The sequence below is a fragment of the Cupriavidus gilardii genome, from assembly GCF_013347325.1.
Classification (GTDB): domain Bacteria; phylum Pseudomonadota; class Gammaproteobacteria; order Burkholderiales; family Burkholderiaceae; genus Cupriavidus; species Cupriavidus gilardii.
On record NZ_CP054624.1, the window covers coordinates 1453488 to 1473388 of the forward strand.

Sequence of the window (19901 nt, forward strand, 5' to 3'; positions counted from 1 at the left end):
GTGGGTCCTTTCGATGGTGAAATGAGGCACGGGGTGCTATCGTCGGCACCTGGCATCCCGTGCCACAACTCGACACTGTTGGAAGGAGACAACCTTGAAGCCACGCATCACGTGCCTGGCGGCGATTGCCTTGATGGCGACCGCCGCCGCGGCACACGCCGCCTACCCTGAACGCCCGATCAAGCTGATCGTGCCCTTTCCGCCCGGTCAGGCGACCGACATCTTTGCGCGGGCGCTCGGCGAGCGGCTCGGCAAGCAGCTTGGGCAGTCGGTGGTGGTGGAAAACCGTGCGGGCGCCGGCAGCAATATCGGCATGGAATTGGCTGCTCGCGCCGCGCCCGACGGCTATACGCTGGTGATGGCCGGCAGCGCGATGGCAATCAACCAGACGCTGTACGCGTCGATCGGCTACGATCCGCGCCGCGATTTCCAGGCGATTTCTGGCGTGTTCTCGGTGCCGCTGGTGTTCCTGTCGACGCCCGCGTCGGGCATCACGTCGCTGCGCGATCTGGTCGGCAAGGCCAAGGCGGCGCCGGGCAAGCTCAGCTACGCGAGCGCCGGCATCGGCGGCACGCAGCATCTGTCCGCCGAGATGCTGAAGGCGCGCGCCGGCATCTTCATGGTCCATATCCCGTACAAGGGCAGCGGCCCCGCGCAGGCGGACTTCCTCGGCAACCAGATTCCGGTGATGGTCGACTCGATCACCGCGGCCTTGCCGCTGATCCAGTCGAAGAAGGCCGTGCCGCTGGCCGTGACCGCGGGCAAGCGCGTGCCGCAGCTGCCGAACGTGCCGACCGTGCAGGAGCAAGGCGTGCCCGACTTCGAGGCACTGGGTTGGGCGGTGCTGATGGCGCCGGCCGGCACGCCGCCGGCCATCGTGTCGCAGCTCAATGCGGAAACGGTGAAGGCGCTGCAATCGCCGGAGCTGCAGAAGTTCATCGTCGACCGCGGCTCGGAGCCGATGCCGATGTCGCCGGAGCAGACCGCGCGGTTTGTCGACAGCGAGATCCGCAAATGGTCGACGGTGGTCAAGCGTTCCGGCGCGAAGGTCGACTGAGCCTGCCTGTCGCCACTACGAACGCGGCGCCGGCGGCCGCTGAGGCCACCGAGTCCCCGCCTTCGCGGGGACGACGGTGAACCGTCGGCGCCGTACCCCCGTTACGCTCAGGCCGCGGTCAGAAAATCGACGACCGCCTGCGTGAAGCGCTCCACCTGCTGCAGATTCGACAGGTGGGCCGCCTCCAGTTCGACATAGGACGCGCCCGGAATCGTCTCGGCCATATAGCGGCCATCGGCCGGCGGCGTCGGAATATCGCCGGAGCCGGCGATCACCAGCGTCGGCACCGCGATCCGATGGATCTCGGCGCGCAGGTCGTTGTCGCGGATCGCGCGGCAATTGGCGGCATAGCCCGCCGCGTCCGTCGCGCTCAGCATGGCGCGCAATTGCTGCACCAGCTCCGGATGCGCGGCGGCGAAGTCCGGGGTCAGCCACCGGTCGACGACCGCGGCCGCGATCGATCCCACGCCATCGCGCTCGACCGCCGCGGCGCGGTTGGTCCAGTTCTCCGGCGGGCCGATGTAGGCCGCGGTATTGCACAGCACCAGCTTGCCGAGCCGCTTCGCGTGGTTCAGGCCCAGCCACATGCCCGTGATGCCCCCCATCGACAGCCCACAGAAATGCGCGCGCTCGATGCGCAGCGCATCGAGCAGCGCGATCACGTCGCCACCGAGCTGGGCGACCGTATAGGGGCCGGCAGGCACCGACGAGCGGCCGTGGCCGCGCGTGTCGTAGCGCAGCACGCGGAAATGCTGCGTGAAGGCCGCGATCTGCGGCTGCCACATATCGAAGTTGGTGCCCAGCGAATTGGACAGCACGAGCACCGGCAGGCTCGGGTCGCCATCGAGCTGGTAGTGGAGGCGGACGTCGGAAAGGTCGGCGAAGGGCATGGCGGAAGCGGTTCTCAGCGGTTGACGGCGGTACTCAGCGATCCTCGCCGGTACCGGGTAGTGCTCGGCAGTACTCGGGACGAGCATCGATCGATGCCCCGCGCGGCGCGGCATGCGCCGCGCGGAGCGGCACAGGCATCAGTTCTGCGCGATCGCGGAACCGTGCTGCGCCAGCGGCGTGACCTTCATCTCCATGAACGGATACAGCGGCAGCGAGGTCAGCAGCGTGTGCAGCTCGTCGTTGTCCTTGACGTCGAAGATGCTGACGTTGGCGTACTGGCCCACCACGCGCCACAGGTGGCGCCACTTGCCTTCGCGCTGCAGCTGTTGCGACAGCGCCTTCTCGTCGGCCTTGAGCTTTTCGACGGCTTGCGGGTCGGCAGATTGGGGAATGCGGACGGTCATTTCAACCATGAACAGCATGGCGATCTCCTTGTTGTGGCAGTACGGTGAATGGGGTAAGCGAGGTCATACCGTGGCGATCGGCGTCACGGGCGAGCCCATCGCGCCGGGCAGGCGCAACGGCGGCGCAGTCAGGAAAAAGCGCGAGCGCCGCTCGGCGCGCAGGCAGGCGGCAAGCTCGCGCAGATACCACAGCTCGCCCAGCGGCAGGCCGAGCTTGAACAGGCAGTGATGATGCAGCGGCAGCATCGGCACCGCCCGCTGCCCCGGCTCCGGCGGCCGTGCCGGGAAGCGTTCGACCGCGTAGTTGTCGGCGGCCAGCGCGGCGATGCCAGTCTCGGTGATCCATTGCAGCAGCCGCTCGTCGCGGCCGTCGAGCGCGCAGCAGCTGTGATGCAGCGCATGCGCATCGGGCCTGCCGCCCATCTCCAGCACCATCTCGGCGAAGCCGGTGCGCAGCACCAGGATGTCGCCGGTCTCGACGGCGACCCGATCGGCGTCCATCACGCGCATCAGGTCGTCGTAGCCGACGGTGCGGAACTCGCGGCCGAAGTGCTCGGCCAGATCGACCAGCACGCCGCGGCCCTGCACACCATGTACGGCCAGTGTCTCGATGCCGAGCGCGTCGGCGTGGCTGTGGTCATGTCCGCACGGATGCGCGGCGAAATGGTCGGCCTCGGCATAGTCCACCGGTCCGACGATCTCGGCGTTGGGCCGGAAGCCGTTGTAGTAGACGCGTTCGGCCACGCCGTCGCCGTCGGCATCGAACAGCGCGCCGACATGGGCCAGCGAATCCCATTGCGTCGAATACTGCAGGGACAGCAGCACCTGGTCGTCGCTGAGCACGTCGAGCGCATTGGCGTCGACCTTGGCCAGCGGGAAATTGACGTAGGGAATGTCGTCGCGATAGGTGGGCCGCAGCACCGGCGGATGCCGGCGCACGTTCAGCGCATTGCCGCCCGGCAGATCGAGGGGCAGCGACAGGCAGAACGTGCGGCCGCTGCGAATCTCCTGCGCGGCGGCGCGGACCTTGTCCGCGGTGATCAGATTCAGACGGCCGAGCTGGTCGTCCGAGCCGAAATCGCCCCAGTTGGAGCCTTCCGGTCGTTGTTTCCATCGCATCGGGGATAGCCTCCGGCACGGACGCGCCGCGGTGCCAGCGCCGATGCGCCGGCCCGCGCGGTCCGATCGATCAGGATGTCAGAGACAGCAGACGCCGTCGAGATAGGCCTTGCGCCAGCGCGTGATCCGCACCTCGGCAAACAGGCCCGCCTGATGGAAGGGATCGGCTTCGATCAGCGCCTGCGCGGCCTCGCGGGTATCCACATCGACGATATAGACACCGCCGCCCGCATCGCTGCCATCGTCGTTCAGCTTGGCACCGCAGGCGAGCAGCAGCGACCTGTTGGCTTCGAGAAAATCCAGATGCGCCGGCCGCTGGGCCTTGCGCACGTGCTGGTGGTCGGGCTTGTCGAACGTCTCGATGATGTACGGCATGGTGTCTCCTGTGTTGTCGTGGCGAAAGCGCGGTGGCCGATGGCCGAGCCCGGGATCGTCAGATCTGCGCGCCCCACGCCAGCATGGCGGCGATGTAGATCAGGCCGACCCAGAACATCATGATCACGGTGTAGCCCATCACGTCCTTCAGCTTCAGCTTCGACAGCGCGAGCGCCGGCAGAATCCAGAACGGCTGCACCAGGTCGTTCCAGGCGTTGCCCAGCATCACCGACATCGAGGTCTGCGCCACCGAACTGCCGATGGCCTTGGCCGCATCGATCATGAACGGACCCTGGATGACCCAGTGCCCGCCGCCCGACGGCGCGAAGAAGTTGATGAAGAACGAGCTGACCAGGCCCCAGAACGGCAGCGTCTGCGGCGTCGCGATATCGACGAACACGCGCGAGATCGTGTCGACCAGGCCCGATCCGGCCATCACCGCCATGATGCCGGCATAGAACGGATACTGCAGGATGATGCCCGAAATCGTCTTGATGCCCTCGTTCAGCTTGGCCACGTAGTTGGCCGGCGTGCCGAGCAGCAGCACGCCGATGAACAGGATCAGGAAGTTGATCAGATTCAGGTCCAGCGTGCCGCCCTGCGTGAAATACAGCCCCGCATACGCCAGCCCGCAGACACCGATCACCAGGCTCAGCAGCCGGCTGTTGTTCATCCGCGTGGCCAGCGTGTTCTCCAGCCCCATGCTGTGGCCGCCGGCTGCGCCGCCCTGCTCCCCGCGCGTTTCGGCTTCGACGTTGATTTCGGTAATGTCCTTGGGGTCGCGCGGGTGCAGCATCGCGTTGAGCAGCGGCAGCGTGATGATCACCGCCAGGCTGGTCAGCAGCATCGGCGTCGAGAAGATCGTGTCCTTCAGCGCGATCACGCCCATCAGCTTTTCCATCGGATGGCCCGGCGTGGAGATCAGCACCGGAATGCTGGCCGACAGGCCGAGGCCGTACAGCGTGAAGCCGCTGTACGCCGCCGCGATGATCAGCGGATAGTGGACGCCCTTGACCTTCAACGCGAGCTTGCGCGCGACGATGCCGCCGATCACCAGCCCGAAGCCCCAGTTCAGGTAGCTGCCGATGCCGCCGACCAGCGTGGCGACGATCACCGCGCCGCGCGGCGTGGCCACGCGTTCGACGATGCGATCGAGAAAACGGTCGACCAGCGGCGCCGTGGCCAGCACGTAGCCCATCGCCAGGATCACCGCCATCTGCGTGGTGAACGCCAGCAGGTTCCAGAAGCCCTTGCCCCATTCGAGGATCACCGCCGGCGCGGCCTGTCCTTGCACCAGCATGGCCATCGCCATGCTGAGCAGCGTCAGTCCGATGGCGAAAACGAAGGGGTCCGGCAAATACCGGCGCATCAGTTCGGTAAAGAACCCGGCGACCTTGCTCAAGATCTGTCTCCCAAAAACATGCCCAATGGCATCTCGAATTGCCGCATTTCGAACTAACGTTCTACATACGAACACATTGGCTATAGGGAGGCGATCGTAGAGGCGTGTTTGCGCAAGGTCAAGTCAATGAATGGGCTTATTGAATCGGATTCCGCAATAACGGGGCCGTCACAGAATCCGCTGCGTCATTGCTGCGATGCAGAATAAAAACGCGGTGACCGGCGCCCCGGCCATGCCTATTTGAAAGCCCACGCTTGCCGCGCTGCAGCAGGCCCGACCACGAAACGGAATTCGTTGCGGCCTATCGCAACCCCAGCATTCGTTCGATATCGAGCATCAACGCCCGCAACTGCGGCCCGGCCTGCTTCTCGATCGCCGCGAAGCTGCCCTGCCCGACCGGCACGCCGCAGTTCAGCACGAACAGCTGCGAGCCGACCGGCTGGCACATCGGCACCGCGAAGCCGTAGACCTCGGGCCGCCATTCGGCGCGGTTGGTGCAGTAGCCTTGCCCCTCGAGGTCGCGGCGCGCCTGCGCCAGCCGTGGCTGCAGGCTCGCGAAGGCTTCCGGGTCCTGCAGCCGCAGCTGGTTCAGCACCGCATCGCGTTCGTGCGCCGGGGCGCGGCACAGCCACGCGCGGCCGATGGCGGTCGTCAGCATCGGCAGCGCCGCGCCGATCTCGGGCGTCACGACCAGGCTGTCGGTCGAGCGGGCGGTCTCGACATAGATCATCTGCGTGCGATCGCGGATACCGAGCGACACGGCGCCGCACAGCCGGTCGGCCAGCGCCTTGATCATTGGCCGCGCCAGCTGACGCAGATGCATGCTGGCCAGCAGCGGATAACCCATCGACAGCACTGCCGCACCGAGCCGGTATTTGCGCAGCACGGTGTCGTGGCGCAGATAGCCCAGCGCCGTCAGCGTATGCGTCAAGCGGGCCACGGTCGTCTTCGACAGCCCGGTACGCTCGGCGAAATCGCGATTGCCGAGCATCGCATCGCCGCTGTCGAAGGCCAGCAGGATGTCGATGCCGTTGGCCAGCGTCGTGGCGAACTGCCGGTCCTTGTCGGCCGGCTCGCTCGAACGCGGCCGAGACTGGGCGGTGCTGGCCCGGGAACCAGGGCGCGAACCGGGACGTGAACCGGGCAGCAAGCCGGCGCGTGTATCGGCGCGTGTATCGGCGCGTGTATCGGCGCGTGTATCGGCGCGTGTATCGGAGCGCGTATCGGAGCGCGTATCGGAGCGCGTATCGGAGCGCGTATCGGAGCGCGTCATCTGCTCTTCCTCAATGCGGCCTCGACCTTGCCCACCATCTTCAGCAAGCGCGGCCCCATCTGCCGCTCGAGCTTGCGCGGCGTCATCCGCCCGCCCAGCACGCCGCAGTTGAACACCATGACCTCGCCATCGATACGCGTCGGCAGCGGCGCCGCCACCGCGTGAATATCGCTCTGCCATTCGCCGCGCGAGGTGCAGAAACCGAACTCGGCGATCTCCTGCCGTGCGTGTTCGAGCGAAGGCGCCTGACGCCGGAACTGCGCCGGGTCGGCCTTGCGCAATGCCGTCAGTACCGGTCCGCTCTCGTGCGGCGATACATGGCACAGCCAGGCCCGGCCGATCGCCGTGAGCAGCATCGGCAGCGTCGCACCGATATCCGGCCGAAACGCCAGCGCATCGTGGCCGCGGCTCGTCTCGACATAGACCATCTGCGTGCGGTCGCGCAGGCCCAGCGACACGGATCCATCGATCTCGTCGGCCAGCTGCTTCATCAGCGGCCGCGCCAATTGGCGGACGCGAAGCGTGGCCAGCAGCGGGTAGCCCAGTGCCAGCGTGGTCGATCCGAGCCGGTAGCGGCGCAGTTGCGCGTCATAGCGCAGCAGGCCGCGTGCGGCCAGCGTGTAGGTCAGCCGGCTGACCGTCGCCGGCGACAGGCCGGTGCGCTCGGCCAGTTCCTTGTTGCTGAGCACGCTGTCGCCAATGCCGAAGCACTGCAGCAGCGACAGCCCGTGCGCGAGCGTAGTGGCAAACGCTGGATCGGGATGATGGGGGCGAGAGGCCATTGGAGGCGGCGGTTCGAGATGCATGAAAGCCAGAGGCGGCACGCCGCGCGCATCGCCTCGCTGGCCTCGATCATAACGCGCCCGGCCGCCGTCACGGCGCCTGCTTGTTCAAGATAGCGAAACAACGATCCACTATTTCGCCCGCCATTGCTACGCTGCCTCTCCATCCGATGCCGATCCACGGGCATGTCCCGCGGTCCACCGCCAACCGAAACAGGAAGCCGTAGCGATGATCCGAGACCCCGACACCTATCCCGCATTCCTGGCGCAACTGCGCCGCTTCGTGCAGCAGCGCCTGGTGCCGCGCGAGGCCGAGGTGGCATCGCGCGACGAAGTGCCGGCCGACCTGGTCGAAGAGATGGCCGACATCGGGCTGTTCGGCTTTTCGATTCCGGAGGCCTATGGCGGCGCCGGCATGACGACCGAGGAGCTGGTGCTGGCCGCGATCGAACTGTCGCAATGCTCGGTGGCCTTCCGCGCGCGTGTCGGTACCAATACCGGCATCGGCTCGGAAGCGCTGGTCGCCGACGGCACGCCCGAGCAGAAGCAGCGCTATCTGCCGCGCCTGGCCAGCGGCGAGATCACCGGCTCGTTCGCGCTGACCGAGCCCGAGGCCGGGTCGGACGCGACAGCGCTGACCACGTCGGCGCGCCGCGAGGGCGACCACTATGTGATCAACGGCACCAAATGCTTCATCACGAATGCGCCGATCGCGGGCCTGTTCACGGTGATGGCGCGCACCGATCCCGATACCACCGGCGCCTCCGGCATCTCGGCCTTCCTGGTCGAGCGCGACACGCCTGGCCTGAGCACCGGGCCGGCCTACCGCAAGATGGGCCAGGAAGGCTCGCCGGTGTCCGAGGTGCATTTCGAGAATTGCCGCGTGCCAGCCGCCAATCTGATCGGCGGTGTCGAAGGACAGGGCTTCCGTACGGCGATGAAGGTGCTCAACAAGCAGCGCATTCATCTGTCGGCGCTGTGCATCGGCCCGGCCATCCGCATGCTCGACGATGCGATCCGCTTCGTCAGCACGCGCAAGCAGTTCGGCGAACCCTTGTCGAGCTTCCAGCTGGTGCAGGCGATGATCGCCGACTGCCAGACCGAGATCCACGCGGCCCGCGCGCTGGTGCTCGAGACTGCGCGCCAGCGCGACCGCGGCGAGGACGTGACGATGCAGGCGTCGATCTGCAAGTACTTCGCCTCGGAGATGTGCGGGCGCGTTGCCGACCGCTGCGTGCAGATGTTCGGCGGCTACGGCTATATCGCCGACTACGGCATCGAACGCTTCTATCGCGACGTGCGGCTGTTCCGCCTGTACGAGGGCACCAGCCAGATCCACCAGCTCAATATCGCCAAGCGCACGCTGGCGCAGGCCGGCGCCTGACCTTCGCGCCGCAGCCGATAAAACACAACAGGAGACACCATGTTCAAGACCCTTGTCGCCACGATGGCGCTGGCGGTCGGCGCCGCCACGCTCGTCGGCGCCGCCCGCGCCGAAGCGCCCTACCCCAGCAAGCCGATCCGGCTGGTGGTGCCGTTCGCACCGGGCGGTTCGTCCGATATCCTGGCGCGCCTGCTCGCCGATCGCCTGAAGAGCGAACTGGGCCAGGTGGTGGTGGTCGAGAACAAGCCCGGTGCCGGCGGCAATATCGCCGGCGAGAGCGTCGCCCGCGCGGCGCCGGATGGCCACACGCTGCTGCTGGCCGCCGCCGGACCGACGGTGATCAATCCGAGCCTGTACAGCAAGATGCCGTTCGATCCGGCGCGCGATCTCGCTCCGATCACGGTGCTGGCGCGCGAGCACAACCTGATGGCGGTGAAGGCGCAGTTGCCCGTGCGCAACCTGTCCGAGTTCCTGGCCTATGCGCGCAGCGATCCGGGCAAGCTGTCGTTCGGCTCGCCGGGCAACGGCACCGTCGCGCATCTTGGCGGCGAACTGCTGAACCGCACCGCCGGACTGAAGATGCAGCACGTGCCGTACAAGGGCAGCGGCCCGGCGGTCGCCGACCTGATGGCCGGCCATATCGACCTGATGATCGACAACATGCCGGCGCTGCTGGCCCAGGTGCAAGGCGGCAAGCTGCGGCCGATCGCGGTCGCCAGCGACAAGCGCGCCGCCGCGCTGCCCGATGTGCCGACGTTCGACGAGGCCGGCGTCAAGGGCTATCTGGTCACCGCATGGAAGGGTCTGATGGCGCCGGCCGGCACGCCCAAGCCCGTCATCGCGAAGCTGCACGAGGCCTGCGCCCGCATCCTCGCCACGCCGGAAATGCGCAAGCGCGTGATCGAACTCGGCGCGGAACCGGTCGGCAACAGCCCCGAGGCGTTCGCGGCGCAGATCCGCAGCGAGACGGCCTGGTGGGCCGCGCAAGTCAAGGCGACCGGCACACGGCTCGATTGATGCCGATTGACGGCAACATCGCTGACAAGCACCGAATATGCATGACGCCGGCCGCCCTGTGATGCCAGGCAACTGGCCGCGTTGCGCGGCCAGACCGTCATCCGGCGGGGACCGCCAACCGCGCGGAGCGTTGCGCCTGCGGCCCCATCGGCCATTGCGGAATTACATGCCGCTGTAAGAACGACGCGCCCGCATCGGTGGCATCGACCGCACGCGGTGCGCGCCGCCTGACTCACAGCGTGCCGCCGCCGGACAGCCAGTACGGCTCGCGCTCGTAGTACTGGTGCAGCTGCGTACCCCACTGCGGGTCCGCCATGCGCGGCCATTGGTCCTTGTTGAAGCCGGGCGCCGATTTGATCCGATCGGCCGTGATGCCGAGGCGGAAGCATTTCTGGTCGGTATCCATGACCAGCGCATTCCACGGGATTGCGTGCAGCGTGTCGCCGATGCCCAGAAAGCCGCCGGTTTTCAGCACGGCATAGGCAATGCGGCCGCGCGGCACATCGAGCATGATTTCGCTGATCTCGCCGACATGCTCGCCGTCGGACGAATAGACATTGGTGTCCTCGAGGCTGGATGCCGCCATCACTTCCGGGCCGGGGCCTTCGCCGACGCCCGATCCTACGATGCTGGCACCGCCCTGATTCGTGCCGGGTTGCGAGGGATTCATCGCCGTCTCCTTGATGGTGGTAAGCGGAAACCGGTGTTTCGCAACGACCATGCCATCCCGCCTTGATCCGCCTGTCACGACGGGGCGCCGGCTTTCATCATTCTTTCGCAATCGCCGGCTAAGGTCCTGCCTTTCCCTTCCCCACACCCGAAAGGCAAGAGGCAGGACATGACCCGATCCCCCTACCCCCGTCGACGTTTCCTGATCCACACCGGCGCGCTCGGCCTCGGCACCAGCCTTGGCCTGACCGCCTGCGGCTCCGACGACTCGCCCGAGGCGCCGGCGGTCATCGTGCCCGACAGCGAGCGGCCCAGGCTGCCGTACGGCATCCAGATCGGCGATGTGGGCGGCGGACGTGCGGTGGTCTGGGCGCGCGCCGACCGGCCCGCGCAACTGCGCGTGGAGTACGACACCACCGACAGCTTCCGCAATCCGCGCAAGGTGCTGGGCCCGACGGTCAGCGCCGCCTCCGATTTCACTGGCCGCGTGGAGCTGACCGGCCTGCCGGCCGGCGAATCGATCTTCCTGCGCGTCGCCTATGACAGCATCGACAATCCGCGCGCGACCGGCGTGGCCGTGCCGGGCCAGTTCCGCACGGTTCCGCGTACCGACGCCAACCGCCCGGTGCGCTTCGTCTGGGGCGGCGACGTCGCCGGCCAGGGCTGGGGCATCAACACCGAATTCGGCGGCATGAGGATCTTCGAAGCGATGCGCCGCCGCGAGCCGGACTTCTTCCTGCACAGCGGCGACACCATCTACGCCGACGGCCCGATCCTGGCGGAAACCACCGCGGAAAACGGCCGGATCTGGAAGAACGTGGTGACGCCCGAGGTCGCCAAGGTCGCCGAGACGCTGGACGAATACCGCGGCCGCTATCGCTACAACCTGATGGACGAGAACGTGCGGCGCTTCTCGGCCGAGGTGCCGCAGATCTGGCAATGGGACGACCACGAGGTCACCAACAACTGGTCGCCGACCAAGGATCTGAGCGCGGACGCGCGCTACACCGAGAAGAACATCGCCACGCTGGTCGCCCGCGCCACGCAGGCATTCCGCGAATATGCGCCGATGCGGATCGGCAGCACCGCGGCGGAGCAGACGCTCTATCGCAAGGTCTCGTACGGCCCGCTGCTCGACGTGTTCGTGCTGGACATGCGCACGTATCGCGGCGGCAATACGGCCAACCTGCAGACCGTCGAGAACGGCGACACGGTGTTCCTCGGCAACGAGCAGCTCGAATGGCTGGTCAATGGTGTGAAGCAGTCGCAGGCCACCTGGAAGATCATCGCCGCCGACATGCCGATCGGCCTGTGGGTGCCGGACGGCAAGGACGCGGCCGGCAACGCCCGCTGGGAGGCGATCGCCAATGGCAACGACGGCGCCGCGCTGGGCCGCGAGCTGGAAACGGCGCGACTGCTGCGCGCGATCAAGGGCGTGCCCAATGTGGTCTGGCTGACGGCCGACGTGCATTATTGCGCCGCGCACTACTACGACCCGTCGAAGGCCCAGTTCACCGACTTCTCCCCGTTCTGGGAATTCGTCGCCGGGCCGCTGAACGCCGGCACCTTCGGGCCAAATCAGCTCGACGCCACCTTCGGCCCTCAACTGGTGTTCCAGAAGGCGCCGCCTGCCGGCCAGGCCAACCTGTCCCCCTACTCGGGCTTTCAGTTCTTCGGCGAGGTCAATATCGATCCGTCGACGAAGGCGCTGACGGTGGATCTGCGCGATCTGGACGGGGTCAGCGTGTTCAGCAAGACGCTGCCGGTAGGTTGAGGCTGCGGGCGCTGGCGGACCGCCGACACTGATTGTTGCCGGCGGTGCTCCCCGCCTCCCTCATGGGGAGAGAGAGGTGTTTTTTCAAGCGTTGGCCGCATGACGACCGTTGATTGCCCTCTCCCTCCCCCTTCCGCTTGCGCGAGAGGGAGAGAAAACCGACGCTTGCGATACGCGTATACGGCGGTTCGCCGCTAACGCAGCATGAACGACATCGCCGACAGGCAATTGAGCATGCGCACGGCGTCGGTCACGCTGGCCGCATCGAAGCTCAGCGTGACGCCGTCGAGCCGCTGCAGCGTGGGCCATTGGCAGAACAGGTCGGCATGCGCGGGCGTCAGCGTCCGCAATCGGCAGTTCACCGGGCCCGCGATGGTGAACGGCCGAACCGCCGCCGGCTCGGTCCGCAGCGCGCGCACCGCGGCTTGCGCCGCCGCGCCGATCGCCTCGCAGGCGGCGGCCGGCGTCATCGAATCACCACTGCCCTGCCCCTGCGCACGTTTGGTGGCGACAAAGCGAACCCACGGCATCAGCGCCGACGTCTCCTCGACGAACACATCGTCGCCGCTCGCCATCAGCACCGGCACACCGGCCTCGCCAGCGAGCGCGGCATATAGTCCCGCTTCGCCGAGTTCGATGCCGTTGAGGCTGACGCCGGCGAACGCACCGCTGTTGATCGTATGCGCCAGGATGCCGCGCCCTTGCGCGCGACCGTGATAGCCGATCATCAGCACGCCGTCGCAGCCCTGCTCGATGCCGCTCATCATGCCGGCGTAACGCGGCTTGCCGAGTACCAAGCGCACGCGCGGGTCCAGCAGGTCCGGCAGCAGGTTGCGGAAGCCGCCGTGCGAGTCGTTGACCCAGAAGGCCTCGGCCCCGGCAGCGAAGGCGCCGCGCGCCGCGGCGTCGGCCTCGCGCGTCATCCAGGCGCGCGCGCGCTCGTACTCGCCATTGCCCGGACGCGTCTGCTCGGGATGGAAGACGCCGGCGACGCCCTCGATATCGGTGGAAATCAGGATCTTCATGGGATTGGCGCGTGCCCAACGCATGGTCGGCGCACGCGGTTCAGTCGGCAGTATTCAGTTCCGGCATCAGCGCCAGCAGGCCGCGGCGGCAATGGCCATCGCGGCCGCTGACGGTCTCGGCATGCCACAGCGCATGCACGATGGCCTGCTCGACGCTGTCGGCCGCGGCATGGAACAGCGGATCCAGCGCGGTCTCGTGGACCATCGCGACGGCGGGCATCGGCGCGGCGGCGTCGTGCGGCACGGTGTAGGCGGTGCTGAAGGCCAGCGCGATATCGCCGGAGCCATGGCCGTAGACCGAGCCGGTGCGTGCCAGCCCCGCTCCGGCGCGCCGTGCCAGACGCCCCAGCTGGCGGGAATCGAGCGGCGCATCGGTGGCGACGATCATGATGATCGAGCCCTTCTCCGGCCCGGCGTCGGCCGCCGCGAGTGCGGCAAGCCGTTGCACCAATGCCGGACCGATTCGGTTGCCGGCCACCGTCAGCATGGAAGGCGTGCCGTAGTTGGCCAGCACCAGCGCGCCCACGCGATAAGCGCCCGCAATACGCGACGCCGTGCCGATGCCGCCCTTGACGCCGAACGCCGACATGCCGCGGCCGGCCCCGACCGCGCCCTGCGCCACCTCGACGCCGGCCGCGGCGCAGGCCTGCAGATAGTGCGTTTCGCCGACGGCCATTGCCTGGATGTCGTTCAGATAGCCGTCATTGCATTCGAACACGAGCGGATTGACGGTGGGCCAGGCGCGGCCGATCTCGGCGTGCGCGGCGATCGCCTGCCGGATCTGCGCCTGCGCCACCGCGCCGACAGCAAAGGTATTGGTCAGCGCGATCGGCGTCTCCAGCACGCCCAGTTCGTCGACCTGCACCAGGCCGATGCTCTTGCCGAAGCCGTTGAGTACCGCGGCCGCGGCCGGCACCTTGTCCAGATACGGATCGCCGGCGTTCGGCAACAGCACGGTGACGCCGGTCTGCACCGCGCCGTCGGCCAGCGTGCAATGGCCGACGCGCACGCCCGGCACATCGGTGATCGCATTGCGCGCGCCGGCCGGCAGTTCGCCGATATGCGGCGGCGCGCCTGGCGCCGCGGACGATTCGTGCGGCATCGCGACAGTCCTCCGTCAGCGGCGATCGATCTTCGGGTCCAGCGCGTCGCGCAGCCCGTCGCCGAGCAGGTTGAACGCGAGCACCGTCAGGAAGATCGCCAGGCTGGGGAAGATCGCCACATGCGGAGCGGTGACCATGTCGGCGCGGGCTTCGTTCAGCATTGCGCCCCACTCGGGCGTCGGCGGCTGCGCGCCCAGGCCGAGGAAGGAGAGACTGGCCGCGGTGATGATCGAGGTACCGATCCGCATCGAGAAATAGACGACGATCGACGAGATCGTGCCCGGCAGGATATGCCGCATCAGGATGGTCCAGTCGGACGCGCCGATGCTGCGCGCGGCCTCGATATAGGTCAGGCGCTTGAGCATCAGCGTGTTGCCGCGCACCAGCCGCGCGAACGCCGGGATGCTGAAGATCGCCACCGCGACGATCACGTTGACCATGCCGTTGCCCAGGATCGCGACGATGCCGATCGCCAGCAGGATGCCCGGGAATGCGAACAGCACGTCGGAGATCCGCATCACGATCCGGTCCCACCAGCCCTCGTAGTAGCCCGCCAGCAAGCCCAGCAGCGTGCCGACGATGGCGCCGACGATCACGGAGAAGAAGCCCGCCGCCAGCGAGATCCGCGTGCCGGCCAGGATGCGGCTGAAGATGTCCCGGCCCAGCGAATCGACGCCGAACCAGTGCGCCGCCGACGGCCCGGCGTTCAGCGCGTCATAGTCGAAGTAGTTCTCGGGATCGTAGGGCACCAGCTGCGGCGACAGCACGGCGACGATCACCAGCAGGATCACGAACACGCCGGCGGCCAGCGCCAGATGCTGGCGGCGGAACTTGCGCCAGAACTCGCTCCACGGCGTGCGGACGGGCTCGGCCTGCGCCGCCGCGCCCTTCACGCCCGCCGAGGCGGCCTCGTTGGCCACGGTCGATAGCTCGGTCATGGACGGCCTCACTTGTAGCGGATGGTGGGATTGATCACCGTGTACAGCAGATCCACCACCAGATTGATCAGGATGAATTCCAGCGAGAACAGCAGCACCTCGGCCTGGATCACCGGGTAGTCCCGCATCTCGACGGCGTCGACCAGCAGCCGGCCGAGACCGGGCCAGTTGAACACCTTCTCGACGACGATCGAGCCGCCCAGCAGAAAGCCGAATTGCAGCCCCATCATCGTGACGACCGGGATCATCGCGTTGCGCAGGCAGTGCTTGGCGACCACCAGCGACTCGCGCACGCCCTTGGCGCGTGCCGTGCGCACGTAGTCTTCCTGCAGCACCTCGACGAACGAGGCCCGCGTGAAGCGCGCCATCACCGCGGCCACCGCCGCGCCAAGCGTCAGCGACGGCAGGATGTAGTGCTTCCAGCTTTCGGCCCCGATCGACGGCAGCCAGCCGAGCTGGACCGAGAAGATCTCCATCAGCAGCATGCCGAGCGCGAAGGCCGGGAACGAGATGCCCGACACCGCCAGCGTCATGCCGATGCGGTCGGGCCAGCGATTGCGCCAGACGGCGGAGCCGATGCCGATCAGCATGCCGAACACCACGGCCCACAGCATCGAGGCGACGGTCAGCCACAGCGTCGGGAAGAAGCGGTCGCCGATCTCCTCGCTGACCGGACGCTTGGTGCGCAACGAGGTCCCGAATTCCCCTTGCAGCGCATTGCCGAAGAAGGTGACGAACTGCTCGTGCAGCGGCTTGTCCAGACCCAGATCCTTGCGCACCAGTTCGACGGTCGCGGCATCGGCCTCGGGCCCGGCGGCAAGCCGCGCCGGATCGCCGGGCAGCAGATGCACGAACAGGAAGACCAGCACCGCGACGATCAGCATCGTCGGCACCACGCCCAGCACGCGCTTCAGAAAGTAATTCAACATGACGACTCCAGACCCGCGGCTTTTCGCCGGCTTCCATCCTGTCGCCCTGCGCGAAAGCGGGGGCCCAGCGGCTTCAATGCACCCCTGCATGTTGCAAGCCGCTGGGTCCCCGCCTGCGCGGGGACGACGTACACCTCGACGGAACGCTGACGACCGCGGGCGCGACGCTTACTTGATATCGATGTTCTCGAACTCGAACGAGCCGTCGGGCATCACGTAGGCGCCGCTCAGCCGCTTGCTGCGGGCATACAGCACCTGCTCGGTCACCAGGAAGGCCCACGGCGCGTCCTTCCAGATGCGCTGCTGCGCGTCCTTGTACAGCCGCGCCTTCTCGTTGCGGTCGGTGGTGCGCAGCGCGCCGGCGATATCGGCATCGACCTGCTCGTTCTTGTAGTACGCCGTGTTCAGCAGCTTCGGCGGCATCGATTCGGATGCCAGCAGCGGACGCAGCGCCCAGTCGGACTCGCCGGTCGACGACGACCAGCCGACGTAGTAGATGCGCACGCCGGCGTCTTCCGGCTTGGGCACGCTCTCGACCTTCTCGACGCGCTGGCCGGCCTCGAGCGCCTGCACCGAGGCCTTGATGCCGACCTGCTGCAGCTGCTGCTGCACGAACTGGATCACCTTCTGCGCGGTGGTGTGGTTATAGGCGGACCACAGCGTGGTTTCGAAGCCGTTCGGATAGCCGGCCTCCTTCAGCAGCGCACGCGCCTTGGCTGGATCGTACGGCCACGGACCCAGCTTCTCCGCGAAGTCGACGCCCGGCGGCACCACGCCCTCGGCCGGCACCGCATAGCCGGCGAACGCCACCTTGGCCAGCGCCTGCTTGTTGATCGCGTAGTTGATCGCCTGGCGCACCTTGGGGTCGTTGAACGGCTTGACCATCGTATTGAGCGACAGATAGCGCTGGATGATCGACGGCGCGGCGATCAGGTCGACCTTCGGGCTGGCCTTGAGCACCGCGGCCTGCTCGAACGGAATGCTGAACGCGAAGTCGGCCTCGCCGGTCTGCATGATTGCCGAGCGGCTGTTGTTGTCGACCACCGGCTTCCAGGTGATGGTGTCGATCTTCGGCAGACCGCTCTTCCAGTAGCCGGCGAACTTCTTGCCGCGCAGGTGATCGGGCTGCTTCCACTCGACGAATTCGAAGGGACCGGTGCCGACCGGATGGAAGGCGATGTCCTTGCCGTATTTCTTCAACGCGGTCGGCGAGATCATCACCGCCGACGGGTGCGCCAGCACGTTGATGAACGGCGAGAACGGCTCCTTCAGCGTGATCTTGACCGTCGTCGGGTCGACCACGTCGGTGCGCGCGACGCGGTTGAACAGTGTGTAGCGCTTGAGCTTGTTGGCCGGGTCCGTGACGCGGTCCAGGTTGGCCTTGACCGCGGTGGCGTCGAAGCTGGTGCCGTCGTGGAACTTGACGCCCTTCTTGACCTTGATCGTGTAGACCAGTCCATCCTTGCTGACGTCATAGCTGTCGGCCAGCACGTTGACGAGCTTCATGTCCTTGTCCAGGCCGAACAGGCCCTGGTAGAAGGTCTTCGATACCGCCTGCGACAGCGTGTCGTTCGAATCGTAGGGATCGAGCGTGGTGAAGGTCGAGGCCACGGCCATCACCGCATCCTTGGCGGCGAAGGCCGGTCCGGCCGCGAACGCGGCCATCAGCAGACCGCCGGCAAACAGGCGCGCCGCGCCACGTCGGGACAAACTGGCTGGGATCATTGTCGATTCTCCTTGGTAAGACTGGCAGGGTGATCGGGCTGGACCGGCTCTTGGTGGCCTTGCCGCCCGGGTTGACTCAACAGGTGCACTCAGTCGGCGCGTTCAGCCGCGCGATCAATAGGCGCCGCCGACCGCGTGCCGGGCGACGAAGTGGTCCGGCGCGACGGCGACCAGCGGCTGTACCACCGGCTCGTCGCCGATCGCGCGGATCGGGCTCGGCAGCTCCTCGATCCGCGGCTCGCGCCGCAGATGGCGGCGCGCCGGGTCGGCCACCGGCACCGCGGACATCAGCTTCTTCGTATAGGGATGCTGCGGGTTCTCGAAGATCGCGCGGCGCGGGCCGATCTCGACGATCTGGCCCAGATACATCACCGCGACCCGATGGCTGATGCGCTCGACCACCGCCATATCGTGCGAGATGAACAGGAAGGCGATGCCCATCTCGCGCTGCAGGTCCAGCATCAGATTGACGATCTGCGCCTGGATCGAGACGTCCAGCGCCGACACCGACTCGTCGGCGATCACCACCTTCGGGTTCAGCGCCAGCGCGCGCGCGATGCAGATGCGCTGGCGCTGGCCGCCCGAGAATTCGTGTGGGTAGCGCGCGGCATGGGCCGGCGACAGGCCGACCTTGTCCAGCAGCCAGGCCACGCGCTGCTCGGCCTCCTTGCCGCTGGCGACCTTGTGCACCAGCAGCGGCTCCATGATCGAATAGCCGACCGGCACACGCGGATCGAGCGAGGCGAACGGGTCCTGGAAAATGAACTGGATATTGCGGCGCAGGCTTTGCAGCGCGGGCCCGGACAGTTCGCCGATGTTCTGGCCGGCGAACTCGATGGTGCCGCTCTGGCTTTCGACCAGACGCAGCAGCGAGCGGCCCGTCGTCGATTTGCCGCAACCCGACTCGCCGACCAGTGCCAGCGTCTCGCCGGGATACAGATCGAAGCTGACGCGCTCGACCGCGTGCACGCGGCGCGTCGGCCGTCCGAACAGGCCGCCCGGCACGTCGAAGCGGGTCACCAGGTCGCGCACGCGCAGGATCGGCTGGGCCGAGGCATCCGGACGCGTCGCCGCGGCCGGCGTATCGCTGCGGCCATCGGCGCTCGCCTGCCCCTCACCGCCTTCGACACGCACCAGCGGAAACTTGGCCGGCAGATCGGTGCCAGCCATTGCGCCGAGCTTGGGCACCGCGGACAGCAGTGCGCGCGTGTAGGGATGCGCTGGCCGCGCGAACACGGTCGGCGCGTCCCCCTCCTCGACCTTCTCGCCGCGATACATCACCAGCACGCGGTCCGCCATTTCGGCCACGACGCCCATGTCGTGGGTGATGAACAGCACGCCCATCTGCATTTCCGCCTGCAGGTTGCGGATCAGCTGCAGGATCTCGGCCTGGATGGTGACGTCCAGCGCGGTGGTGGGCTCGTCGGCGATCAGCAGCGCCGGCCGGCACGACAGCGCCATCGCGATCATCACGCGCTGGCGCATGCCGCCGGACAGCTGATGCGGGTAGCGGTCCAGCACGCGGCGCGCCTCGGGAATGCGCACCAGCTCCAGCATCCGCAACGCCTCGGCGCGGGCCGCCGCGCCGCTCTTGTTCTGATGCAGCCGGATCGATTCCGCGATCTGCTCGCCGACCGGGAACACCGGGTTCAGCGAGGTCATCGGCTCCTGGAAGATCATCGCGATATCGGCGCCGCGAATGCCGCGCATCGTGCCGCCATCGGCCTTGGCGAGATCGACCACCTCGCCGCCGCGCCGGCGCAGCATCATGCTGCCGCTGGCAAGGCGTCCGCCGCCATGTTCGACCAGGCGCATCAGCGCCAGCGAGGTCACCGATTTGCCGGAACCCGACTCGCCGACCACGGCCAGCGTCTCGCCGCGGTCGATATGGAAGGACAGGCCGCGCACGGCTTCGACGGTGCGTTCGGACGTGGCAAAGCGCACCGTCAGGTCGTTGACGGAGACGACGCGCTGCGGCGGCAGCAGCAGGCTGGATGCGGTAGACACGGAAGTCGATGTGGCCATGGAGTGTTC

General features: G+C 67.3%; 18 protein-coding genes. 4 read left to right on the forward strand and 14 right to left on the reverse strand.

What is annotated here, in order from left to right:
- The first annotated feature begins 133 nt into the window (after window positions 1-133).
- Entirely contained in the window at window positions 134-1057 is a 924-nt protein-coding gene (locus FOB47_RS06650) for a tripartite tricarboxylate transporter substrate binding protein (protein ID WP_170265857.1), read from the forward strand.
- A 107-nt stretch (window positions 1058-1164) separates the two neighbouring features.
- On the opposite strand, the gene pcaD is transcribed toward FOB47_RS06650, so the two are convergent.
- From pcaD to FOB47_RS06685, 7 genes are all read right to left on the reverse strand, one after another.
- Window positions 1165-1947 (reverse strand): 3-oxoadipate enol-lactonase, encoded by a 783-nt coding sequence (gene pcaD / locus FOB47_RS06655; protein WP_006576473.1) that lies wholly within the window; start codon window positions 1945-1947, stop codon window positions 1165-1167.
- Window positions 1948-2085: 138 nt separating this feature from the next.
- Window positions 2086-2370, reverse strand: a complete 285-nt coding sequence (catC, locus tag FOB47_RS06660; RefSeq protein WP_006576472.1) for a muconolactone Delta-isomerase — start codon at window positions 2368-2370, stop codon at window positions 2086-2088.
- Window positions 2371-2415: 45 nt separating this feature from the next.
- Window positions 2416-3471: a cyclase family protein gene (locus FOB47_RS06665; RefSeq protein ID WP_174780362.1), complete on the reverse strand. Its 1056-nt coding sequence runs from the start codon at window positions 3469-3471 to the stop codon at window positions 2416-2418.
- 78 nt (window positions 3472-3549) lie between these two features.
- Window positions 3550-3846, reverse strand: a complete 297-nt coding sequence (locus tag FOB47_RS06670) for a YciI family protein (protein ID WP_174780363.1) — start codon at window positions 3844-3846, stop codon at window positions 3550-3552.
- A gap of 58 nt (window positions 3847-3904) precedes the next feature.
- Window positions 3905-5248 carry a short-chain fatty acid transporter gene (locus FOB47_RS06675; RefSeq protein ID WP_174780364.1) on the reverse strand — a complete coding sequence of 448 codons (1344 nt, stop codon included), beginning with the start codon at window positions 5246-5248 and terminating at the stop codon, window positions 3905-3907.
- A 301-nt stretch (window positions 5249-5549) separates the two neighbouring features.
- Window positions 5550-6521, reverse strand: coding sequence for an IclR family transcriptional regulator (locus FOB47_RS06680; protein ID WP_315904297.1), 972 nt, complete (start codon window positions 6519-6521; stop codon window positions 5550-5552).
- Window positions 6518-7303 carry an IclR family transcriptional regulator gene (locus FOB47_RS06685; protein ID WP_053823768.1) on the reverse strand — a complete coding sequence of 262 codons (786 nt, stop codon included), beginning with the start codon at window positions 7301-7303 and terminating at the stop codon, window positions 6518-6520. Before FOB47_RS06685 ends, FOB47_RS06680 begins: the two co-directional genes overlap by 4 nt.
- A 229-nt stretch (window positions 7304-7532) precedes the next feature.
- On the opposite strand from FOB47_RS06685, the gene FOB47_RS06690 reads away from it, so the two are divergent.
- On the forward strand, window positions 7533-8687 hold the full coding sequence (locus tag FOB47_RS06690; RefSeq protein ID WP_053823767.1) for an acyl-CoA dehydrogenase family protein: 1155 nt from the start codon (window positions 7533-7535) through the stop codon (window positions 8685-8687).
- Between the two features lie 39 nt (window positions 8688-8726).
- Window positions 8727-9704 (forward strand): Bug family tripartite tricarboxylate transporter substrate binding protein, encoded by a 978-nt coding sequence (locus FOB47_RS06695; RefSeq protein WP_174780365.1) that lies wholly within the window; start codon window positions 8727-8729, stop codon window positions 9702-9704.
- Window positions 9705-9936: 232 nt separating this feature from the next.
- Here the strand turns inward: FOB47_RS06695 and FOB47_RS06700 are convergent, their stop codons facing one another.
- Window positions 9937-10374, reverse strand: coding sequence for a PRC-barrel domain-containing protein (locus FOB47_RS06700; protein ID WP_053824595.1), 438 nt, complete (start codon window positions 10372-10374; stop codon window positions 9937-9939).
- A 168-nt stretch (window positions 10375-10542) separates the two neighbouring features.
- Between FOB47_RS06700 and FOB47_RS06705 the strand changes: the two genes are divergently transcribed.
- The gene (locus FOB47_RS06705) at window positions 10543-12147 is read left to right on the forward strand and encodes an alkaline phosphatase D family protein (protein ID WP_174780366.1); all 1605 of its coding nucleotides are present in this window, start codon (window positions 10543-10545) and stop codon (window positions 12145-12147) included.
- A 194-nt stretch (window positions 12148-12341) separates the two neighbouring features.
- Here the strand turns inward: FOB47_RS06705 and FOB47_RS06710 are convergent, their stop codons facing one another.
- The 6 genes from FOB47_RS06710 to FOB47_RS06735 form a co-directional block, all read right to left on the reverse strand.
- Window positions 12342-13172: a M55 family metallopeptidase gene (locus FOB47_RS06710; protein WP_174780367.1), complete on the reverse strand. Its 831-nt coding sequence runs from the start codon at window positions 13170-13172 to the stop codon at window positions 12342-12344.
- Window positions 13173-13212: 40 nt separating this feature from the next.
- On the reverse strand, window positions 13213-14274 hold the full coding sequence (locus FOB47_RS06715; protein ID WP_174780368.1) for a DmpA family aminopeptidase: 1062 nt from the start codon (window positions 14272-14274) through the stop codon (window positions 13213-13215).
- Between the two features lie 15 nt (window positions 14275-14289).
- Entirely contained in the window at window positions 14290-15213 is a 924-nt protein-coding gene (gene gsiD / locus FOB47_RS06720; RefSeq protein ID WP_174780369.1) for a glutathione ABC transporter permease GsiD, read from the reverse strand.
- A gap of 8 nt (window positions 15214-15221) precedes the next feature.
- Entirely contained in the window at window positions 15222-16142 is a 921-nt protein-coding gene (gsiC, locus tag FOB47_RS06725; protein ID WP_006576461.1) for a glutathione ABC transporter permease GsiC, read from the reverse strand.
- A gap of 168 nt (window positions 16143-16310) precedes the next feature.
- Window positions 16311-17867 carry a glutathione ABC transporter substrate-binding protein GsiB gene (gene gsiB, locus FOB47_RS06730; RefSeq protein ID WP_053823760.1) on the reverse strand — a complete coding sequence of 519 codons (1557 nt, stop codon included), beginning with the start codon at window positions 17865-17867 and terminating at the stop codon, window positions 16311-16313.
- Window positions 17868-17981: 114 nt separating this feature from the next.
- Window positions 17982-19892: a dipeptide ABC transporter ATP-binding protein gene (locus FOB47_RS06735; protein ID WP_174780370.1), complete on the reverse strand. Its 1911-nt coding sequence runs from the start codon at window positions 19890-19892 to the stop codon at window positions 17982-17984.
- Window positions 19893-19901 lie beyond the last annotated feature (9 nt).